Origin of the sequence: Homoserinibacter sp. YIM 151385 (assembly GCF_027912415.1) — a bacterium.
Lineage (GTDB): Bacteria > Actinomycetota > Actinomycetes > Actinomycetales > Microbacteriaceae > Schumannella.
Window position 1 is genome coordinate 1,451,466 of record NZ_CP115175.1, and the last position, 19,165, is coordinate 1,470,630.

Annotated in this window: 19 protein-coding genes and 2 pseudogenes; 13 read left to right on the forward strand and 8 right to left on the reverse strand. The window is 66.7% G+C overall.

The annotated features are described in order from the left end of the window. Positions 1 to 230: 230 nt before the first annotated feature. Positions 231 to 1,205: a hypothetical protein gene (locus OF852_RS07070; protein ID WP_271118473.1), complete on the forward strand. Its 975-nt coding sequence runs from the start codon at positions 231 to 233 to the stop codon at positions 1,203 to 1,205. A gap of 110 nt (positions 1,206 to 1,315) precedes the next feature. Here the strand turns inward: OF852_RS07070 and OF852_RS07075 are convergent, their stop codons facing one another. From OF852_RS07075 to OF852_RS07105, 7 genes and pseudogenes are all read right to left on the reverse strand, one after another. Next, positions 1,316 to 1,876, reverse strand: a complete 561-nt coding sequence (locus OF852_RS07075; RefSeq protein WP_271118474.1) for a hypothetical protein — start codon at positions 1,874 to 1,876, stop codon at positions 1,316 to 1,318. A 9-nt stretch (positions 1,877 to 1,885) separates the two neighbouring features. After that, the gene (locus OF852_RS07080) at positions 1,886 to 2,557 is read right to left on the reverse strand and encodes a hypothetical protein (RefSeq protein ID WP_271118475.1); all 672 of its coding nucleotides are present in this window, start codon (positions 2,555 to 2,557) and stop codon (positions 1,886 to 1,888) included. Between the two features lie 333 nt (positions 2,558 to 2,890). Beyond that, positions 2,891 to 3,532: a site-specific integrase gene (locus tag OF852_RS07085; RefSeq protein ID WP_271118476.1), complete on the reverse strand. Its 642-nt coding sequence runs from the start codon at positions 3,530 to 3,532 to the stop codon at positions 2,891 to 2,893. A gap of 116 nt (positions 3,533 to 3,648) precedes the next feature. Beyond that, positions 3,649 to 4,050, reverse strand: a pseudogene (locus OF852_RS07090) (Arm DNA-binding domain-containing protein); the annotation flags it as partial. A gap of 53 nt (positions 4,051 to 4,103) precedes the next feature. Further along, a complete protein-coding gene (locus OF852_RS07095) occupies positions 4,104 to 5,222 on the reverse strand; it encodes a DUF4041 domain-containing protein (RefSeq protein ID WP_271118477.1) in 1,119 nt (372 codons plus the stop codon). A 263-nt stretch (positions 5,223 to 5,485) separates the two neighbouring features. Continuing rightward, the gene (locus OF852_RS07100) at positions 5,486 to 6,763 is read right to left on the reverse strand and encodes a hypothetical protein (protein WP_271118478.1); all 1,278 of its coding nucleotides are present in this window, start codon (positions 6,761 to 6,763) and stop codon (positions 5,486 to 5,488) included. Positions 6,764 to 6,854: 91 nt separating this feature from the next. Beyond that, positions 6,855 to 7,253: a hypothetical protein gene (locus OF852_RS07105; RefSeq protein WP_271118479.1), complete on the reverse strand. Its 399-nt coding sequence runs from the start codon at positions 7,251 to 7,253 to the stop codon at positions 6,855 to 6,857. 372 nt (positions 7,254 to 7,625) lie between these two features. Here OF852_RS07105 and OF852_RS07110 point away from each other — a divergent pair, with 372 nt between their 5' ends. The 5 genes and pseudogenes from OF852_RS07110 (at position 7,626) to OF852_RS07125 (ending at position 10,301) form a co-directional block, all read left to right on the forward strand. After that, positions 7,626 to 8,306 (forward strand): hypothetical protein, encoded by a 681-nt coding sequence (locus OF852_RS07110; RefSeq protein ID WP_271118480.1) that lies wholly within the window; start codon positions 7,626 to 7,628, stop codon positions 8,304 to 8,306. Further along, positions 8,285 to 9,031 (forward strand): hypothetical protein, encoded by a 747-nt coding sequence (locus OF852_RS07115; RefSeq protein WP_271118481.1) that lies wholly within the window; start codon positions 8,285 to 8,287, stop codon positions 9,029 to 9,031. Before OF852_RS07110 ends, OF852_RS07115 begins: the two co-directional genes overlap by 22 nt. Positions 9,032 to 9,169: 138 nt before the next feature. Then, a pseudogene (locus OF852_RS14025) lies at positions 9,170 to 9,244 on the forward strand (hypothetical protein); the annotation flags it as partial. Positions 9,245 to 9,346: 102 nt separating this feature from the next. Then, complete coding sequence (locus OF852_RS07120; RefSeq protein WP_271118482.1) at positions 9,347 to 9,898, forward strand: hypothetical protein; 552 nt, start codon at positions 9,347 to 9,349, stop codon at positions 9,896 to 9,898. Positions 9,899 to 9,911: 13 nt separating this feature from the next. After that, positions 9,912 to 10,301, forward strand: coding sequence for a hypothetical protein (locus tag OF852_RS07125; protein WP_271118483.1), 390 nt, complete (start codon positions 9,912 to 9,914; stop codon positions 10,299 to 10,301). Positions 10,302 to 10,370: 69 nt separating this feature from the next. On the opposite strand, the gene OF852_RS07130 is transcribed toward OF852_RS07125, so the two are convergent. After that, positions 10,371 to 10,832, reverse strand: a complete 462-nt coding sequence (locus OF852_RS07130; protein WP_271118484.1) for a hypothetical protein — start codon at positions 10,830 to 10,832, stop codon at positions 10,371 to 10,373. Positions 10,833 to 10,965: 133 nt separating this feature from the next. On the opposite strand from OF852_RS07130, the gene OF852_RS07135 reads away from it, so the two are divergent. From OF852_RS07135 to OF852_RS07165, 7 genes are read left to right on the forward strand one after another with little or no spacing between them, the layout of a single operon-like run. Next, entirely contained in the window at positions 10,966 to 11,913 is a 948-nt protein-coding gene (locus OF852_RS07135; RefSeq protein ID WP_271118485.1) for an ABC transporter permease, read from the forward strand. Continuing rightward, positions 11,910 to 12,878 (forward strand): ABC transporter permease, encoded by a 969-nt coding sequence (locus OF852_RS07140; RefSeq protein ID WP_271118486.1) that lies wholly within the window; start codon positions 11,910 to 11,912, stop codon positions 12,876 to 12,878. The genes OF852_RS07135 and OF852_RS07140 overlap by 4 nt, the downstream gene beginning before the upstream one ends. Further along, complete coding sequence (locus OF852_RS07145; RefSeq protein ID WP_271118487.1) at positions 12,875 to 14,449, forward strand: ABC transporter substrate-binding protein; 1,575 nt, start codon at positions 12,875 to 12,877, stop codon at positions 14,447 to 14,449. The genes OF852_RS07140 and OF852_RS07145 overlap by 4 nt, the downstream gene beginning before the upstream one ends. A gap of 44 nt (positions 14,450 to 14,493) precedes the next feature. Next, positions 14,494 to 15,495 carry an ABC transporter ATP-binding protein gene (locus OF852_RS07150; RefSeq protein ID WP_271118488.1) on the forward strand — a complete coding sequence of 334 codons (1,002 nt, stop codon included), beginning with the start codon at positions 14,494 to 14,496 and terminating at the stop codon, positions 15,493 to 15,495. Continuing rightward, a complete protein-coding gene (locus OF852_RS07155) occupies positions 15,492 to 16,508 on the forward strand; it encodes an ABC transporter ATP-binding protein (protein WP_271118489.1) in 1,017 nt (338 codons plus the stop codon). Before OF852_RS07150 ends, OF852_RS07155 begins: the two co-directional genes overlap by 4 nt. After that, entirely contained in the window at positions 16,508 to 18,214 is a 1,707-nt protein-coding gene (locus OF852_RS07160; RefSeq protein ID WP_271118490.1) for an amidohydrolase, read from the forward strand. The genes OF852_RS07155 and OF852_RS07160 overlap by 1 nt, the downstream gene beginning before the upstream one ends. Then, on the forward strand, positions 18,211 to 19,134 hold the full coding sequence (locus OF852_RS07165; protein ID WP_271118491.1) for a CobW family GTP-binding protein: 924 nt from the start codon (positions 18,211 to 18,213) through the stop codon (positions 19,132 to 19,134). The genes OF852_RS07160 and OF852_RS07165 overlap by 4 nt, the downstream gene beginning before the upstream one ends. The last annotated feature ends 31 nt before the right edge of the window (positions 19,135 to 19,165 follow it).

The window sequence follows — 19,165 nt, forward strand, 5'->3', positions numbered from 1 at the left end:
CCAAGCCGAGCAGAACCTCAACTGCCTGGGCGACTCGCGATGGTCCGGCGCGAGCAGCACCGCCGTTCACCGCGAGCCACTCAGGCAATGTCCTCGCGCGTCACCCGCGCTCTACAGTTGAAGGTGGAAGCTGTGTGGCCAGCAATTTGCCTTCGCTCGTAAGCGCAGGCGGAAAGGCATCAGCAGCACTTCTGGCATCTCTGGCAACCAACACATAGGGCGGATGCTCAATGACGAAGACAGCGGTTCTGGACACGAACTGCTTCGGCAAGAGGTTCAGTCCTCGCGTGCTCGAAGACGTCATCGCCACCGCAGCCGCGAACGGCTCCTCCGTCTGGGTACCGGATGTTGTTATTTGGGAGTTGGCCGAGCACGAACACTCGGCCTATCAAGCAAGCCTTCCTGCATACAGGCGGGAAGCCGAGCGAGCCGTGAGGATAGGCATCGAAGCCGAAGCGCCGACGGAACAGACCGTCGAAGATTTCGTGACGGCAATGGAGAAGCAGTTCGCTCAGCACCCAGAGATCGAAATCTTGCGGCTTGACGGTGAGGAGGCGGTTGCGGCGATTCGAGATCAAGTCCTGCAAACCGGGTCAGGGTCGCGGAAGCAGGAAACCAAGACTGGCGCGGCAGACAGTGGCTGGCTCCGCACGGTGGCAAAACGAAATGGCGGTGACTTGAAGGATCTGATCCTCGTTACCGGCGATCGCGCAGCAGTTGAAGGGCTGTGCGCGAAGGAGGGCTGGGAACCACCCCAGATCGCGGCCAACTTCAATGCTGCTCGCCTGGCCGCAGGGTGGAGCAAGGGCGCATCAATCCCCCAGATCGAAGCCCTCACCGCCTGGCTCGAACAGCTCCTTCCGCTGATGCCGTCCGCGGCCACAGACGGCACCTACGACCGAAGCGAAATCAACTTCGATCATTTCGACTTGTGGGAGCTTGACGTGGTCGACGACGCTGATTGGAACGAAATCTACTCGGTTGACACCCTAGAAAGCCTCACCGCTGTCAGCGTCACCGACGACGGACATCAAATCAGAGCAAGCGGTGAGTTTAACGGCCACGTCGCCTACCTGATGATTGATGAGGACCGAGAGGGAGATATGTTTCCTCGACTCGTCGATAGCGACGATTCGATTCTTTACGCGGACATCACCGTTCAGCTCGACTCAGCGGGCAACGCGACATCTATCTCGTTCGGATAGTCACGCCCGCTTCATCTGTCGCACGCCGGTGGCGTTGAGCAGATCAATCACGGCACGCCGGCACAGCCGCCGATGACACACGCGATGGCAGGGTCGGGCACCACGTCAGGTCATTTCGACACAACGCTCTTGATCAAGACGCCCACGGCCGCCATCGCCGCGAGGAGTTGCGCCCAAGCCCAACTGTCTCGTGAAAACTGACGGATGCGAGTGGGGGTGGGCACCGCGAATCTCGAACTCGGTGGGTCTTCGCGCACCTGCTGAGCAAACCAAGCCGACTTTCGAGTTCCCGCGTTCCACTCGATCAGCCGCTCGGCCACCACCGCTCTCGCGGCGACGCGTTCGCGCTTGGTGACCGCAAGTCTCATCAGCTGGATCTGTCTGTGCATCCAGAGCGCAATGAACCTGTCTCGCCCGTTCAAGTCGAGGAGGAGTCGCGGCAACAGCAGGGTGTATTCGAGCTCGGCGTTGGTCCATGCCTGCACGAACGCGGGACGAATGAGACTTCGGGTCGAGGACTCGAACGCGTCAAGGACACGCGCGACGAGCTGACGCTTGAGTTCGCGCTTGGCGCTTGCACGCGACGCGGCACGGTCCCACGCGAAGAGGCCGACCGTGACGAGGAGAGTGGCTCCGGTCGTAGCGAAGCCGATGTGCAGCGCAGCGTCCACGTCGATGGCTCAATCGAACGTGAACGTGCGGTAGGAACTACGGACAATAAAGCGTCGTCCGTCTTTTCGACGCTGAAGATATCCGGCGATCGTGTCGACGTCCGCGGGACGTATCCCCAGAGCCCGACACTTGGCGCGAACCTGCTCAACGGTGATGGCCGCCCAGCGAGCGGGACGGTTCATCATGTCCGCCTTGAGCTTGTCCTCTTCGTTCCATTTCAACCCGGAGTCGTAGCCGGCTGCCCAGGCGGCGATGTGCTCGAGGATCGCATCTACGCCATTCGGAAGAGGCTCCAAGGGCTTTCGTTCCTTCTTGGTGGGTGGGACGGTGGTGCCGGAGAGTAGTTGGAACGGGCTGACGTCCTCGATCCACTCGGCGGTTTCTCGTTCGCTCCATTCGATGACTGCGACCGCGTCAGCTTCGGATTGCCACACATCGTTGAGATGCTCTCGGTCGGGCCACGCGTAGAGAACCCGCTCGCCGCGAAACGACCCCGCGCTGAACCCCTTCCACGAATGATGGGACACCCCGGCCCGACCCACGAGCGCCTCGATCACCGGGCTAGGGATGTCTTTGCGTGGAGTGACCACTGTGACCGGGCCGCCCGGCTGCTCGAGCAACCATTTCACGGCGCGCGTGTTCTGCGACTCGCGCGAGTCGCCCTCGCTCAGCTTGGACACCGCAACAGGTTGGTTAGTCATGCTCCGCCCTCCTCGTGTTAGCAGCACGATAGAAGCAGCTCACGACACCGACGGTGCGTTCGAAATCCTTACCCATACGTGTCTGCCCCCAACGAGGTGCCGGGGAGACCGAACCCAATGATTTGCTGGGCTGGTCCATCTCGGCGGACGTCCGAAAACCGGAAATCGAGTCGTGTACACGTTGAAATGTGGCCACGGCGTGGCCACGCGTCCCGAAAGCAAGACGGCCCGACCAAGGAAAACTCTGATCAGGCCGTAAGTAGCTGAGGCGGGACTCGAACCCGCGACCTCACGATTATGAGTCGTGCGTTCTCACCTTGGCTCCTCCCATGCGAGTGCGCCAGGAGAGCCGGGCGAACGTGGCACGTGGCGAGTCTGGTTGAACAAAGTGGGATTGCCATTGCGACTGAGAGCCTCGCCCACGGCGTCAAGGTCGTCGTCGAATAGGTCTGCGTAGACAAGTAAGGTCATTGCTGCAGAAGCGTGCCCGAGCATCTTCTGCACTGCCTTGACGTTCGCACCCGCCGAGATCGCGAGGCTCGCGGCGGTGTGTCGCAGATCGTGAGGCGTCAGTGGATCGAGGCTCGGATATTCGTCAAGCAGCTGCTTCAGCGCCGGGTCGAAGGTCCGAGCTCGCCAGTTCCGATTGCGAAGCGCACCGCCCATCGGTGCCGTGAACACGAAATGCTTGGGCCCTTTGCCGACGCAGAGTTCTGCGAGCGGTTCCGCGAGGAAGGTCGGGAACGGCACACTCCGCCGGCTGTGGTTCTTCGGCGTCCCGTAGACCAGCTCGCGACCGACCTCTGTGACCGCCTGATCAACGTTGACGCGTCGGCGAAGCATGTCGAGGTCCATGACCCGCAGCGCCGCCATCTCGCCCCACCGGAGTCCGGTGTAGGCAAGGAAGAGGATGACGGTGCCGTCCCGCTCCGCGAAGCCGGCGAGCTCGTGCACCTGCTCGTGCGTGAGGTAGCCGCAACGGTCGCGGACGATGCGCGCGGGAGCTTGACGCCATCCGCGGGGTTGCGGCTGAGCCGTCCGTCGCGGACCGCGTACTTCAGGATCATGCTCATCACGCGGTGGTAGCTGCGCGTCGTGCCGGCCGACAGCTTCGTCGAGACCTCGGTCAGCCAGTTCTGGATGTCAGCGTGCGTGAGTCCGGCGAGCGGCACGTTGCCCCATCGCGGGAGGATCGCGTGGCGCATGATCGACTCGTAGCCGGCGCGCGTCGAGGGCTTCAGCTGCACCTGATTCGCGAGCCACGTTTCGGCCCACTCGGCGAGCAGTATCCGCGACTGGCTCGCCGCGACGAACTCGCCGCGCGCCTTCGAGACTTCGACGGATGCGAGGAAGAGTTCGGCCTCGCGCTTCGTGCGGAAGCCGCGCTTGTCGGTCTGCGAGCGGTTCGGCAGCCGGTAGCGGACTCTGTATCGACGGCCGGATCCGGTCTCGTATGGCGTGATGCTTCCCATGAACGATCCCTCCCGAGGCCTATCTCACTAGGGACCTCCGACCTCGCGAGCACTCACCGCCGATCGGCGGGCCAGTTGCCGATCGACTGCAAGTATTCGACGGCCTCCGCGTGCTCAGTGAACTCCAGCAAATTGCCGACCTTGGCCGCGAGAACTTCACGGACTTCGGCGGGAGTCGCGAAGAAGAACTCCTTGCGCGGGTTCGCCTGGTTTAGGGCGCGGGCAGCGAAATGTTTGTGGAGTTCGTTCTCGAGGGTTACGGCGTCCTCCGAGAAGAAAAGAGTGTGGATATCGAAGCGGAACGGCACCGAGGCTCCGCCGAGCTCGTACACGCGCTCCTTCGGCTCGAGCCTGCGCGTCAGCCCGATTTTCACCACCTGGTCGCCGAAGGCGCCCCTGTTGGAGATGACGTACACGTAACCGGCCCGGATGTTTGCGGCGCGATAGTCGTTGGCCTCGATAGCGCTGTCGATCTCCGCGAGCCTTGCCTCGAGGTCCGCCGCATCGCCCCCAGCAGCCCTGACCGCGGCCAGAGCATTCTCGACATGGCCGCGCTCCTTATCGAGCTTCTCGCGCTGCTCCTCGAGCTCCTTCTGAACGCGCTTCTCTTCGCGAAGCTGAGCGCGCTGCTCGCGTTCCGCTTCTCGCTCCTCTTGCTTCATCATGAGCCAGTCGGAGGTGAGCTCGATCTCCTCGATCCGCAAATGATGGAAGTCGTCACTGATGCGCATCTCCATCATCGCGCCGAGCTTCGCGATCGCGACCCGCGTCCGCTCCAGACGACTCTTTGCTGTCAGAGCATTGCCTGCCCTCAGCGACCGGATGCTGTTGTCCGCCTCTGAGTTGTAGGCGCGCAACATCAGGCGCCCGAGGTCATCCGACATCTTTCGTCCCTTCGCGAGGGAGTTGTCGAAAGTGAATCGGTTCGACGCGACGATCGCCCGCCCACTCTTCGCGACCTCAACGATCCTGGACTGCAGGTCTACGAGTCGTTCGCGAAAAGCGGCAGCGTTCTCGAGCGGGTGGTGATAGCGGTAGATGCCCATGTCTTGAAGGACACGGTCGTCGTCGAGCGGGACAGCAGCGGGCTCTGCAGCCGGCGCCTGACTCAGCTGCGAGCGCAAAGAAGCCACCTCAGCTTCTAGCGCTCGGATCTTGTCGTTCTCGGTCAACGCAGGAGCTACGGGCGGCGCGTCGTCAGTGTCTCCTGGCACTGGGGCAACCTCGCGGGCAGGATTCCCTGCGTTTGCGGGGTTGTCGATCGCCGATCGTGCTGACTCAGGAGCCGACACGGGGGCATCGGCCGGCAGCCAAAGCGACCAGTCGTCTGGCGGTGACGGCCAGGACGGGTCCGGCACCCATCCAAGAGGCGGCTTCCATCCGGGAGGCGGCGTCGGCCATCCAGGAGGCGGGTTGAACGTCCACTCATCCGACATCAGGCTCTGCGGACTCCAGATCCGTTGGCAGCCACGAGCTCGAATGGGTTCTTGGACGTAGCAGCGCCGAGATGCTCGAGGGTTGCCGACGGCACAATCCCGGAGAGGTTGATCGCGACGAACGTCTCGCGCGCGGTGCTCACCGCGACGAACGGAATGAACCTCGTCTGGCCAGTTGCGGGGTCATTGGTTCGCACGCCGACCTCGATCGACATGGACTTCACGATCTGCCGCCGGTCTGCCTCGAACACCTCGTGGAGCGTTCGCAACGCCACCTGATTGACAATGCTCGCGTACCGCGCCTTCATATCCCGAGCCGACAGGTCGGTCGAGACGATCTCGTCGGAAGCCTTCACATATCGCCAGGACTTGATCTTCGGAACATCCGACGGTGCTGGAATCTCGACCTGCAACTTCAGTTCGGCCGTCGTGGCGTCGAAACCGGCGTCGTACTCGACCGGAAACCCTTCCGGATACACGGAGTTCGCGAGCACGATGGATACGTAATCCTGGACTGCCTCGACGTCGCCATATCCGAGGTTCGCGATGAAGCGATCGACTTGGGCATTGTGCTCAGCTACCTCGCGGTCACGAACGTCGCACGCTGCCTGATACTTCGCCCGCTCCTCAGCTAGCGTCCTCTCCCTCAGAGCCTCCGCGTCGACATGGGCGCGATGCAGGGACTCGACGTAGGCGGGATACTGCTGGTCGTTGCGCCACCACTCCTCATGTGCGCGAAGGAAGTCGGCCTCGGCTTGAGCTGCCGCCTCCTGAATCTTCTTCTGGCGATTGAAGAGCCCGGTGACCGGAGCGGGCGCCCATCGAACCGGCTCCGGATGACGCGGCACCAGACCGGGCGGAGGAGTTGGCGTCTCGAGATCCCATCGCGGGAACGGCGGGTGTTCAGCCCGGCGCTTCAATTGCTCGAGATCGACGTAGTCGTCGACGTCGAGGGTCGCGGCCAGCAGCCCCTCGAGCTCGGCGTAGTTGTCGGCGAGCTCGGCATTGCGATCTTCGACTTCAGCCTGCATCGCATCGACATGAGCGGCCTGCGCCTCTCGTTCGAGGCGCCTTCGATCGACATCCGACGCTCGAACGGCCGCCTGATATGCACGCTGCTCTGCTCGACGAGCGGCCTCCGCTTGTCTTACTGCGGTGGCCGCCGCGCGTTGTCTGCGCTCGGCCTCTCTTGCAGCGAGCTGAGACTGGTGTTGAAGTTCGGCAAAGAAGCCGCGGCGTCGCGCCAAGAGCCCTCCCAGGTGAGTCTCGTTCAGCATAGGAGTGTCAATCGTCGCAAGGTAGCCCGCCTACGAGGGATGCCCGCCGAGACTCTCGGAGCACGCGATTCGCTTCGTCGGAGTGCAGTGTCTAGTGACTTCTGCGCCACTTCCGGCCGCTGCTCCCTCGCATCAGCTGGCGCCTTGCCAGCTCGTCCTCATAGGCGCGCAACCACATCAACGCAGTCCTCTGCGATCGAGACAGCACGCGCTCTGCGACGAATAGCGCGATGGCGAATGGGATACCGGCGATACCAATGACGAGAGCCGCACCCCACGGATTGCCCTCGATTGGAGTCACTGGACTCAGAACTAGCGCGACCGGGACGACGATCGCGACGATCGTCAGGTACGTCGGCCCGTCGCGGTCAGCCGACTCGACGCGCAGTTCCGCGAGAGCCAACCGCTGTTGCGCGAGACTCGAGTCAGCAAAGGCTTCGACTCGGTCAGAGAGCTTCTTCCGGTCTTTGTGAACGTGCGGCGTCGCCATCCTGAAACGCTATTCACTGCTGGCGACAGTCATCCTTTGCTTCAGGTCCGATCGAGAGCGCATGCCCTTGTTTCCTCCTGCATCCCACCTTTTGCCCTGCATTTCCGCCGCTGCTTTACTTCCCAACCTCCCTCACTCATAAGGAACGTTGAGTGCGGGAGGTTGGGAAGCGGCCGTAGGCCGGCAGCGGCGGAAATGCAGCGTAGAACCACCACAAACCCTTCGTTTGAGTATTCGCGACCGACGAAGGGGTAAGAGACGGAACTGGAGACCAGACCGGCGTCGTCTCGGCCGGCCAGTACTTCGGCGCTGCACTCTAGCCGTGATCCAGTTCGCATGTCACACTGTTTCTAGATCTAGAAGGAGTATGACGTGACCGACATGTCCGTCGCCGTGCTGGCGAAGCGGCTCGGCGTCACTCAACGGCGCGCCAATCAGATCGTCGCCGATGGCCTGATCAGCGCTCGCCGCACCGACAGTGGCGAGTGGCTGGTCGACGTCGACAGCGCGGAAGCGTTCGGGCGCAGCCGACGCACGGCGCGCGGCCTCACCCCCGATGGTGCTTGGGCGCTGCTCTTCATCCTCAATGGCCAACGGGTCGACTGGATCTCCGAGAGCACACGAACGCGACTGAAGCGTCGCATCCGTGACGGATCGTCTGAGGTGCTGGCGCGGGAGGTGGCCGGACGGACGAAAATCCGGCGGTACCGCGCGGCCAACCTCGAGAAGGCCCGCAAGAACCTCCTGCTCACAGGACGATCAGCTACGGAGACTCTCTTCACCGAGCTACTCCCCGATCAGGGCCGCCTCTACGGCTACGTGCCACGCGGAACGACGGTCGACGGCTGGGCGGCAGACAACTTCCTGGTGCCCGACACTGTCGGCAACGTCTTCCTGTTCGCCAACACGATGCCCGCCGCGGCTGCAGGCGAGAAGGTCCCCGCTTCGGTTGTGGCCGCCGATCTCGCCATCTCGGCGGATGCCCGTGAACGCGCGGCCGGAGCCGTCGCGCTCGAAGAGATGAGAGCCGCATGGCTGAGCCCGATCGCGTAGTCCGCCTCACGGGTGACGAGACGTTGCCCGCGTGGCGGAGCGTCGTGGAACTGCACGCGGCGGGGCTCTCTCACTCGCTCACGCTGGTGGGCGGACTGATGGTCTACGCGCATGCACGCGCCGCCGGCCTGACCTCGCCGAGACCCACAACCGACGCCGACGTCCTGGTCGACGTGCTGGCATCCCGCCTGAATCTGACCGAGGTTTCCGCAGGGCTGACGTCGATGGGCTTCGAACTGGCGAGCGAGTACACGACGGCCTACCGCTTCCGGCATCCGGACGCTCGAGTCGTGGACGTCATGGTCGCCGATCATCTGCCCTCTCATGTCCGCACGCGGCTTGCCGGGCGTCCAGCCTTCCGCGCTCCTGCCGGTCAGCAGGCCATCAACCGGCGTGAGCTCTGGCGGCTCGAGTTCGCCGATGACACGAACTGCTCGATCGGCGTTCCCAACGTGCTCGGCGCGCTCGTCGCGAAGGGCGCGGCCTGGATCGTCGACAACCGCAATCCCGAACGTCATCTCCAGGATGCCGCGACGCTGTTCGCCGCAGTCGGCGATGCGTCGGCGCTCGACTACGACCTGTCGACCAACGACCGAAAGCGGCTGAGAGCCCTGCGCGATCAGCTGCAGGACCCCAGGCACGCCGCGTGGGGTCTCCTCGATGCCCAGGAGCGCCTTCTGGGCCAGCAGAATCTCCAGCTTCTTGCTCGAGCAGCACGACTGTAGATAGGAGCAACGGCTATCGATACCGGCGAGACCCCCGGACACCATCCGCATTGTGGCCCTCCGGCCCACGTGACGTTTTCGAGGGACTGTCAGGTGCAGGCAACTGATCCCTAGAATTCGGACGACACAGGAGGCATCGTGACCAATCCGCCAGCAGGCTTCTACCCCGACTCGACTAACGGGGGCCGCGGTCGTTGGTGGAACGGTGAGCAGTGGACCGATCGATTCCAAGACGAGATGCTCACGCCTCCGGCACCGGCACCAGCATCAGCACCAGCACCAGCACCTACTCTCGCCGTAGGGCCGACAAACGAAATGACTGACGTCGAGCAGCCCGAGGGCACACAAGACACAGCCGCTCCAAATGCGATTTCGGGGGGAAGCCCTGTTTCCTCGCGCCCGTCGCCGTCGCACCGCACGTGGCTGATGATCACGATCGGCGCCTTCGTGCTCGGAGGGTTGCTCGGCGGATCCGTCGCCGCATTGGCTACCGCCGGAGGCCCCGGAGATGACACGGCTACGTCGAGCGAAGCCGATGCTGGCGGTGTCACAGCAATCGAGCAAGCGGGGCGGCGTTGCGGCCTGGTGAATATGGACGGGAGATCGACGGCGAGCGGGGTCGAGGTCGGGGATGGAGGAATGTCGCTCACGCTCGACACCAAGGGCAATGACGATTCGACTGGGATCGCCTACTCGGACGCCGAGTGCATGTTCACGCAACTCAAGATGACCGACGCCATCAAGTCGAGGGTCGAGGCCACCCGCGCACTGGATGGACGCCAGACCGGCGATTGGGGCGACTTCGACGCGTCGTGGGGCTACCACCCCGACCACGGGCTCGACATGGTGATCGAGGATCAGAGCTGACGCACATCACCAGTTGGTTGAGATTGACCACATCATGAGTTTCGGCAGGTCGATCAGGATCGCCGCCGATCCCGACCGTGACATCCAGACACGTGTGATCAACCTGATGGGCTCGATCGAGTACATGTCGATCTGGGGATTCCACGGCACCGTGGACCGGCTCTACCTCGCGACCGGTGCCGGCCCGAGCGGCTGGACGCCCGCGCAGGTCGATCGCGCCGTCGAGCTCGTCGTCCACGCGCACGCATCGTGGAGCGCGTTCAAGCGTGCAGCGGATGCTGCCACGCACGAGTCGAAGCGCCGTCCTAGCTACCGTCCGGCCGAAATCGACAAGCAGTACCGCGAGTGGATCGAGAGCTACCTCAACGAGTCTCGTCGCCGGGAATGGCGCCTGCTGGAGTAGCGACGAGCGCGGCCGCTCGTGCCCACATTTTGCCCACAATTCAGCGTTATCACACGCCATCCGACGTGATCACAGCGCACCCACGATCGCCGTGAATGCGGGGCACTTCGCCCCTTGCGCGGATATCCCAAACCCCATCCATTGGACTTTTAATCCGCGGGTCGTGGGTTCGAGCCCCACCGGGCCCACGTTCGACGTCGCCCGCGGTACCGACGAGCGCAGAGGCCCGGCAGACGCGCACCACGGTGAGATCTCGGGAACGACGATCTCGGACGGCGCGGGAGGGGCGAACCGCCTCACGAAGGGCACCGGACCCTTCGCGCCGACGCCGAGCTGCGCACCGAGTGACAGCACACCCGCCTCGCGGACCTGTTCGCCGACGACCAGCTCATCGATTCCCTCGCCAGCGACGTTCCGAGCCCGCTCGTCGAGAAGTTCGAGCTCGGCCGCGCGCTCGCGCAACACGCCGCCGACATCCTCGCGATCTTCGACCGGCCCGCGCCTCCTCGATTGCAACGAGCCCGTTAACATCACGTTACTCCTGGCCCACCGAGGTCGTCGGCCGACTGGTCCTGGGACGGCCGTGACGTGAGCCGCAGACTGAGGCCATGACCCCCCGAACCGGCTTCCACCAGCGGCCGTGCCAGCGGCTGACGGGCACGCGGTGACGCGGTATCTCGGCGGCCGGCTGCTCGCCGCCGCGATCGTGCTCTTCGCGCTGTCGCTGCTCGCCTTCGGAATGGTCCGCCTGATCCCCGGCGACCCCGCCCTGAACTTCGTCCAGGTCGACAACCCCGACCCGGCCGTGCTCGAGGCGATCCGTCAGCAGCTCGGCCTCGACCGCCCCTGGTACACGCAGTACCTCGAATGGATCGGCGGCGCGGTCACCGGCGACTTCGGCAGCTCGCTCACGAGGCCGCAGCAGATCGGCGAACAGCTCGCGGTGCGCTTCCCGGTGAGCCTGCAGCTCGCCGTCATGGCGATGCTCATCGCCGTCGCGTTCGGCGTGCCGCTCGGCGTGATGGCCGCCGTCCGGCCCGGCAAGGCGGTCGACGCGGTCGTGCGCGGGCTCAGCTTCGTCTCGCTCGCGGTGCCCGCGTTCATCATCGCGACGGTCATCATCCTCGTGAACACCAGCACGGTGCGACTGCGCCTGCTCGGCCACGTGTCGTTCGAGGACGACCCGCTCGGCAGCATCGGCTCGATGCTCGCACCGGCGATCGTGCTCTCGCTCGCGATGGGCGCCATGATCGCCAGATACACGCGTGGCACCGTGATCGACGCGCTCTCCCAGGACTACATCCGAACCGCACGCGCCAAGGGCGCATCGGTCGGACGCATCGTCGTGCGGCATGCCCTGCGCAACGCGCTCATCCCCGTGACGACCATCATCGGCGTGCAGCTCGCCGCCATCATCGGCGGCACGGTCATCATCGAGACCGTCTTCGCGATCCCCGGCATGGGCAGCTACCTGATCGAGTCGATCAACACCACCGACTACCCGGCCATCCAGGCCTGCGTGCTCGTGCTCGGCGCGGTGTTCATCATCATCAACCTGGTCGTCGACCTCATCTATCCGCTGATCGATCCGAGAATCCGGGTGGCGCGATGACCTCTCTTCCCATGCGACTGAGCGCGATCGGCGTGATCGGCAAGCGCCGGGCGCGGCCCGTGCGCCGCAATGCGACACTCGCGATCGGCGTCGGCATCATCGTCGCGCTCACCGCGTTCGCCCTGCTCGGGCCCGTCCTGAGCCCGTACGGCACGACCCAGATCAGCGACACGCCCTTCGCGGGCTCGTCGACCGAGCACTGGCTCGGCACCGACAACCTCGGTCGCGACACGTTCGTCCGCCTCGCCGCGGCGACCGGCTACACGCTACTGATCTCGTTCACCGCCTCGGTCGTCGCGATGGCGGTCGGCACGGCGCTCGGCGTGCTCGCCGGCTACCTCGGGGGCTGGACCGACCTCGTCGTCATGCGCGGCGTCGAGGTGTTCATGTCGATCCCCGCGATCCTCATGGCGCTCGTCGTGCGGGTCATCTTCGGCCCGGGGGTGCTGCCGCTCGTGGTCGCCATGGCGATCGTCGCCGCGCCCATGTTCGCGAGGATCATGCGCGGGCCCATCCTGCTCCTCAAGGAGCGCGACTTCGTGGTCGCAGCCGAGGTCGGCGGTGTGGGCAGGCTCGGCATCGCGTTCCAGCATCTGCTGCCCAACGCGCTCACGCCGATGCTCGTGCAGTTCGCGAACACCGCATCGCTCGCGGTGCTGCTCGAGGCGAGCCTCAGCTACCTCGGGCAGGGCGTGCAAGCGCCCGAACCCAGCGCCGGCCGCATGATCAGCGAGTTCCAGCGCTACATGGCCGACCAGCCGCAGCTCGTGCTCATCCCCGCCGCGCTGGTCACGATCCTCACCGTCGGCTGGAACCTCATCTCCGACGGGCTGCAGGCCGGACTCTCGCCACGCGCCAGCCAGCTGCAGGTGCCCGTCCGGCCGCGCAGGCCCGCGTCCTCGACCAGCTCAACCCTCCCCACCACCCCTGCATCCCACCCCAGCGCGAAGGAGCACCACCAATGAGAAGGCCCCTCGTCATCGCCGCGTCGCTCGCGGCGGCCACGGCACTCGTCCTCACCGGATGCTCGACGGGCGGAGGCGACTCGACCGCCGCCGCGAACGGCGAGCCGGTCGACGGCGGAACGCTCGTGTATGCGACCGACATCCAGCCCACGGCCGGCGGACTCGACCCGTACTCGAGCGTCGCGTTCGCGAACCAGAACATGCTCGTGCAGATCTACGAGACGCTGCTCACCAAGTCCGACGACGGCGAGATCATGCCGGGCCTCGCCGAGAGCTGGGAGCAGGTGGACGACACCACCTACACCGTGACCCTGCGCGAGGGCGTGACCTTCAGCGACGGCTCGCCGCTCACGGCCGAGGATGTGGTGTTCTCGTTCGACACCATGACCACGGCGCCCGCGGTGACCGCGACGCTGCTCACGGGCCTCGCCGAGACCACGGCGATCGACGAGCAGACCGTGCAGTTCACCCTGTCGGCGCCGAACGGCACGTTCCTGAACGTCATCGCGGCGCGCGGCACGGCGTACATCGTGAATCAGGCATGGTACGAGTCGACGCCGGCCGAGGCGCGTCAGCGCGAGGCGCTCGGCACCGGCCCGTTCGTGCTCGACGAGTGGGTCGACAACGTCTCGCTCACGCTGACGAAGAACGAGCAGTACTGGCAGGAGGGACTGCCGCACCTCGACGTGCTCGAGTTCCAGTTCCTGCCCGATGAGACCGCGCGCATCTCGGCGCTCCGCCAGGGCGCCGGCGTCGACGCGGCGTGGACCCGTGACGCGGCGCTCGTCGCGGACCTCGACGGCCAGGGATTCGCGTTCGGCGAGAACGCCTCGACACGCGGGCTGAACATCTACGTCAACGCCCAGTCGGGCCCGCTCGCCGATGTGCGCGTGCGGCAGGCGATCTCGCTGGCGCTCGACCGTCAGGCGATCATCGACCTCGCGGCGGGCGGCAACGGCGAGCTGAGCCTCACGGTGCCCGCGGGCGACCCGACCGCGGTGCTGCCCGACGAGGACACGCCGCTCTACACGCAGGACATCGACGCGGCCAAGAAGCTGCTCGCCGAGGCCGGTCAGGAGAGCCCGACGATCAGCCTCACGTATGCGACCGACGCGTCGCTCGCCATCGACGTGCCGGCGTATGAGGTCATGAAGGAGCAGCTGGCCGAGGCCGGCATCACGCTCGAGCTGAACGGCACGACCTGGACCGAGGTCGTCGGCGCGGTCGTGAGCGGCGGGTACACGGACCTGATCGCGGTGCCCGGCTACTACCAGCCCGACATGACGGCGTACTTCAACTTCTTCCTGGTGCCCGGCGCGGCGACGAACAAGGTGACCGCCGAGGGCGACCCCGGCGTGGCCGAGCTCGCCGAGCTGCGCGGCGTGATCGAGCCGGCCGAGCGGGCCGAGAAGCTCGAGGCGCTCGAGGATCTGGTCGCGGACCAGGCCTACGTCTACACGCTCTTCGCGCAGGCCCAGCGGTTCGAGGCGTGGTCCGAGCGCGTGCAGGGCTACGTGGCCGACCCGTTCACGTACCGCTGGAACCTCGTCAACGCCTGGCTCGCCGACTAGACCCGGCACGCTGCCCGATGCGAACCACCCCGGAAGGAGACCTCATGACCGACGTTCGAGACGACGTGCTCGTGGTCGACGGCCTGACCGTCGGCTACGGCGGAGCGGCCCCGGTCGTGTCCGACGTCTCCTTCCGGGTCGCATCGGGCGAGATCGTCGGCGTGATCGGCGAGAGCGGATGCGGCAAGTCCACGATCGCGACCGCGATCATGGGCCTGCTGCCCGGCTCGGCGGCCCTCGACGCGACGACCCTCTCGGTCGGCGACGAGACGCTCGTCGGCCGCAGCGAGAAGGAGTACGCGTCGCTGCGCGGACGGGTCATGTCGATGGTGTTCCAGGAGCCCATGTCGGCGCTCAACCCGACGATCCGCATCGGACCGCAGATCGCCGAGACGCTCATCGTGCACCGGCTCATGGACAAGAAGGCCGCCATGGTGCGGGCACGTGAGCTGCTCGAGCTCGTGCAGGTGCCCGAGCCCGATCTCCGGATGCGGCAGTTCCCGCACCAGCTGAGCGGCGGCATGCGGCAGCGTGTGGTCATCGCGATGGCGATGGCGGCCAAGCCCCGGCTGCTCGTGGCCGACGAGCCGACGACCGCGCTCGACGTGACCGTGCAGGCGCAGATCCTCGACCTCATCGACGAGATGCGCACCGTGACGGGCACGGGCGTGGTGCTCATCAGCCACGACCTGGGCGTCATCGCGCAGACCTGCGACCGCGTGCTCGTCATGTACGCGGGGCAGATCGTGGAGGAGGGCACGCCGGCCGAGGTGCTCGCGGCACCCGCGCACCCCTACACGAGGGCGTTGCTGAAGAGCATCCCGGCGACCGATCGGCCCGGCCGGGTCGAGCTGCCGGCGATCCCCGGCGGCATCGCCGACGAGGATCGCGCACGCGCGGGCTGCCGGTTCCAGCCGCGCTGCGCGTTCGCGACCGACGCGTGCGCCGCACCGCAGGCGCTGCGCCCGATCGATCCGGGGCGGGCGGTGCGATGCGTCCGCTCGGAAGAGGTCATCGCCCTCGAGATCCAGGAGGCTGCAGCATGACCGGCACGGTCACGACCGACGACCTCATGCGCTTCGAGGACGTCACCCAGACGTTCAAGGGCCCTGGCGGCCGCGAGGTGCATGCGCTCGCGGGCATCGATCTCGACATCCGGCGCGGCGAGACGCTCGGCATCGTCGGGGAGTCGGGGTGCGGCAAGAGCACCCTGGCTCGCGCCGCCATGCTGCTGCGCGCCCCCACGAGCGGCGGCATCGCGTTCGACGGCGACGACGCGCTCGCGCTGCGCGGCGCCGCGCTCAAGCGGCATCGCCGGCGCGTGCAGATGGTCTTCCAGGACCCCAACGACTCGCTCGATCCGAGGTACACCGTGCGCCGGTCGGTCATGGAGCCCCTCCGCTCGACGGGTGTGCGCGGGGCGGCGGCCGTGGCGGCGGTGCGGGAGACGATCGATCTCGTCGGGCTCCCGGCGAGCGCGCTCGACCGGTACCCGCACGAGTTCTCAGGCGGCCAGCGCCAGCGCATCGCCATCGCGAGGTCGCTCGTGACGAGCCCGGAGCTGGTCGTGCTCGACGAGCCGACCTCGGCGCTGGACGTGTCGATCCAGGCGCAGATCCTGAACCTGCTGCTCGAGCTGCAGCGCGAACGCCGGCTCACCTACATGTTCATCTCGCACAACCTCGGCGTCGTGCGCCACCTCGCGTCACGCGTCGCGGTCATGTACCTCGGCCGCATCGTCGAGGTCGGCGACGTCGAGGACGTGTTCACGAATCCTCAGCACCCGTACACGGTCGCGCTCATGTCGGCCGTCCCCGAGCCGACGCCGGTCAGACGCGAGCGCATCATGCTGCAGGGCGACCTGCCGAGCCCGTCCGAGCAGCACGTGGGCTGTGCGTTCGCCTCGCGCTGCTGGCTCGCGACCGACGTGTGCCGCACGACGCGTCCGCCGCTGGCCCCCGTCGGCGAGGGGCTCGCGATCGACGCCGCCTGCCATCACCGCGGCGAGGCGGTGGTGCCCGGACGCACCGATCTCACCCTCACGACAAGGAGCGCATGATGACCCAGCACAGCGGGGCACCCGCCACGACACCGCCCATCACGATCTACCCCGCCGCGAAGGTCGTCACGCTCGATCATGCACGCCCCGTCGCCGAGGCCGTCGCGGTGCGCGGCGACCGCATCCTCGCGGCCGGCTCGATGCAGGAGCTGTCGCTGTTCGAGGGCGCGACGGTCGACGACCGCTACGCCGACCGGGTGATCTTCCCGGGCTTCGTCGAGGCGCACGCGCACCCCATGACCGGCGGGCTGTGGCGCAGCACCTATCTCGGGTACTTCGAGCGCACCGATCCCTGGGGACGCGCGTGGCCCGGATGCACGACGCTCGACGAGGTCATCGAGCGGCTTCAGGAGGCGGATGCGGCGATGGAGGACCCGGACGCGCTGCTGTTCGCGTGGGGACTGGACCCGCTGTACTTCCGCAGCGAGCGGCTGCTCGCCAAGCACCTCGACCGGGTCTCGACCACGCGACCGATCTTCGTGCTGCACGCCGGAGCGCACTTCGCCTCGGTCAACAGCGCGCTCATGCGGGGGGCGGGCATCACGCGGGACCTCAACGTCGAGGGCCTCGCCCGCGACGAGCACGGCGAGCCGAACGGCGAGCTGCAGGAGTTCGCGGCCATGTCGCTCGCGAAGGAGGGCTGGGCGCAGGCGCTCGACGCGCTCGATGAGGAGGCGGTCGTCAACTTCGGCCTCGAGTGCCGCAACGTCGGCATCACGACCGTGGTCGACCTCGCGTCGACGACGCTGTTCACCGGCGGCCTCGACGTGTACCGTGCCGCGGCCGAGTCCGACGCGTTCCCCGCGCGACTCGTGCCCTTCCACTGGGGCATGGCGCCGACCCCCGGCATGACGCTCGACGAGGTCGCGGCCGCCCTGCAGGTGCTCGCGGCCGACAGCACCGCGAAGCTGAAGTTCGGGTACGTGAAGCTGCTGCTCGACGGCGCGATCCAGGGGCACACCGCGCGCCTCCTGGAGCCCGGGTATCTGAACACCGACGTCAACGGCATCTGGAACGTGAGCCCCGAGCAGTTCGAGGACGCGTTCACCGTCTTCCACAACGCCGGCATGGTCGTGCACGTGCACTGCAACGGCGACGAGGCGACCGAGCTCATGCTCGACACGGTCGAGCGGATCCTCACGAGGCATCCGCGCCCGGATCACCGGCACACCGTCACGCACTCGCAGCTGTCGACCGCGGCGCAGTACCGGCGCATGAAGGCGCTCGGACTGTGCGCCAACATCTTCGCCAACCACATCTGGTACCTCGGCGACCTGCACTACGACCTGACCCTCGGCCCCGACCGCGCAGCGCGCATGGACGCCGCGGCGACGGCGATCCGCGAGGGGGTGCCGATCTCGCTGCACTGCGATGCGCCGGTCACGCCCCTCGGGCCGCTCTCGACCGCGTCATACGCGGTCGAGCGGCGCACGGCCGGAGGCCGGCTGCTCGGGCCGGGCGAGGCGATCACGCTCGACCAGGCGCTGCGCGCGGTCACGCTCGGCAGCGCGTACATGCTGAAGCTCGACCACGAGGTCGGCTCGATCGAAGGCGGCAAGCGCGCCGACTTCGCGATCCTCGACCGAGACCCGTACGAGGTCGCCGATCCCGCCGAGCTGCGCGCGATCACGGTGCTCGGCACGGTCCTCGGCGGCGAGCACCACACGGCCGCGGCCAAGCGCCTGCCGGAGCCGGCACAGACATGACCCCCTCCGCGATCCCGCTGATCGTGGTCGGCGGCTACCTCGGATCGGGCAAGACGACGCTCATCCGCGACCTCCTGCGCGAGGGCGTGCCGGGCACGGCCCTCATCGTGAACGACTTCGGCGAGCTCGACGTCGACGCCGCGCTGCTCTCGGGAGGCGACGGCGACCTCGTGAACTTCAGCGACGGCTGCATCTGCTGCCAGGCCTCGGACGGCATGTCGAGCTCGCTCGCGCTGCTGCGTGAACGTGCGCCGCGCCGGGTCGTCGTCGAGGCGAGCGGCGTGGGCGACCCGGCCGCGCTCGCGGCCTGGTCGACGACGCCCGGCTTCACGCCGGGCGGCGTGATCGTGTGCGCCGACGCCACGACGATCTCGGCACGGCTGCGCGATCGGTGGATCGGCGACACGATCGCGCGGCAGCTCGCGAGCGCCGACCTCATCGTCGTCACGCATGCGGATGTCGCGAGGGAGGCCGTGCTGGACGGTGCGCTGTTCCTCATCGGGCTGCGTGCTCCGCACGCCGAGGTCATCGTGCGCCGTGACGGCATGTCGTTGACGAGCACGCTGCTCGACGGCGAGCCAGGCGCCTACGCCGCACCGGCCGTCTCGGGCCAGGCGCACGCCGCGCACGACACGTGGGTGTTGCGCGCCCATGAGCCCGTCGACCGGCCGGCGCTCGAGCGCGCGCTGCGCGCATTGCCGCGCGAGATCGTGCGCCTCAAGGGGTTCGCCGTGTTCGCCGAGACGCCCGAGCTCGTGCACACCGTGCAATGCGTCGGGCCGAGATTCGCGATCACGCTGCACGGTCCGCGCGACAGCGGGGCATCGGCTCTGACCGTCATCGCGAAGCCTGGCGCCTCGCGTGAGCTGATCGGCCTGCACGACGCGGGTCTCGAGCCTGCCCACTCGCATCTGCACTGACTTCGACATCCCCACCCCGACAGAGAGAAGA

Bases quoted from the DNA above. Each gene is read 5' to 3' on its own strand.
- OF852_RS07140 (WP_271118486.1), top strand. From the start codon at position 11,910: ATGACCTCTCTTCCCATGCGACTGAGCGCGATCGGCGTGATCGGCAAG.
- OF852_RS07130 (WP_271118484.1), bottom strand. From the start codon at position 10,832: ATGTTAACGGGCTCGTTGCAATCGAGGAGGCGCGGGCCGGTCGAAGAT.
- OF852_RS07160 (WP_271118490.1), top strand. From the start codon at position 16,508: ATGACCCAGCACAGCGGGGCACCCGCCACGACACCGCCCATCACGATC.
- OF852_RS07145 (WP_271118487.1), top strand. From the start codon at position 12,875: ATGAGAAGGCCCCTCGTCATCGCCGCGTCGCTCGCGGCGGCCACGGCA.
- OF852_RS07165 (WP_271118491.1), top strand. From the start codon at position 18,211: ATGACCCCCTCCGCGATCCCGCTGATCGTGGTCGGCGGCTACCTCGGA.
- OF852_RS07115 (WP_271118481.1), top strand. From the start codon at position 8,285: ATGGCTGAGCCCGATCGCGTAGTCCGCCTCACGGGTGACGAGACGTTG.
- OF852_RS07150 (WP_271118488.1), top strand. From the start codon at position 14,494: ATGACCGACGTTCGAGACGACGTGCTCGTGGTCGACGGCCTGACCGTC.
- OF852_RS07155 (WP_271118489.1), top strand. From the start codon at position 15,492: ATGACCGGCACGGTCACGACCGACGACCTCATGCGCTTCGAGGACGTC.
- OF852_RS07100 (WP_271118478.1), bottom strand. From the start codon at position 6,763: ATGCTGAACGAGACTCACCTGGGAGGGCTCTTGGCGCGACGCCGCGGC.
- OF852_RS07120 (WP_271118482.1), top strand. From the start codon at position 9,347: ATGACTGACGTCGAGCAGCCCGAGGGCACACAAGACACAGCCGCTCCA.
- OF852_RS07070 (WP_271118473.1), top strand. From the start codon at position 231: ATGACGAAGACAGCGGTTCTGGACACGAACTGCTTCGGCAAGAGGTTC.
- OF852_RS07105 (WP_271118479.1), bottom strand. From the start codon at position 7,253: ATGGCGACGCCGCACGTTCACAAAGACCGGAAGAAGCTCTCTGACCGA.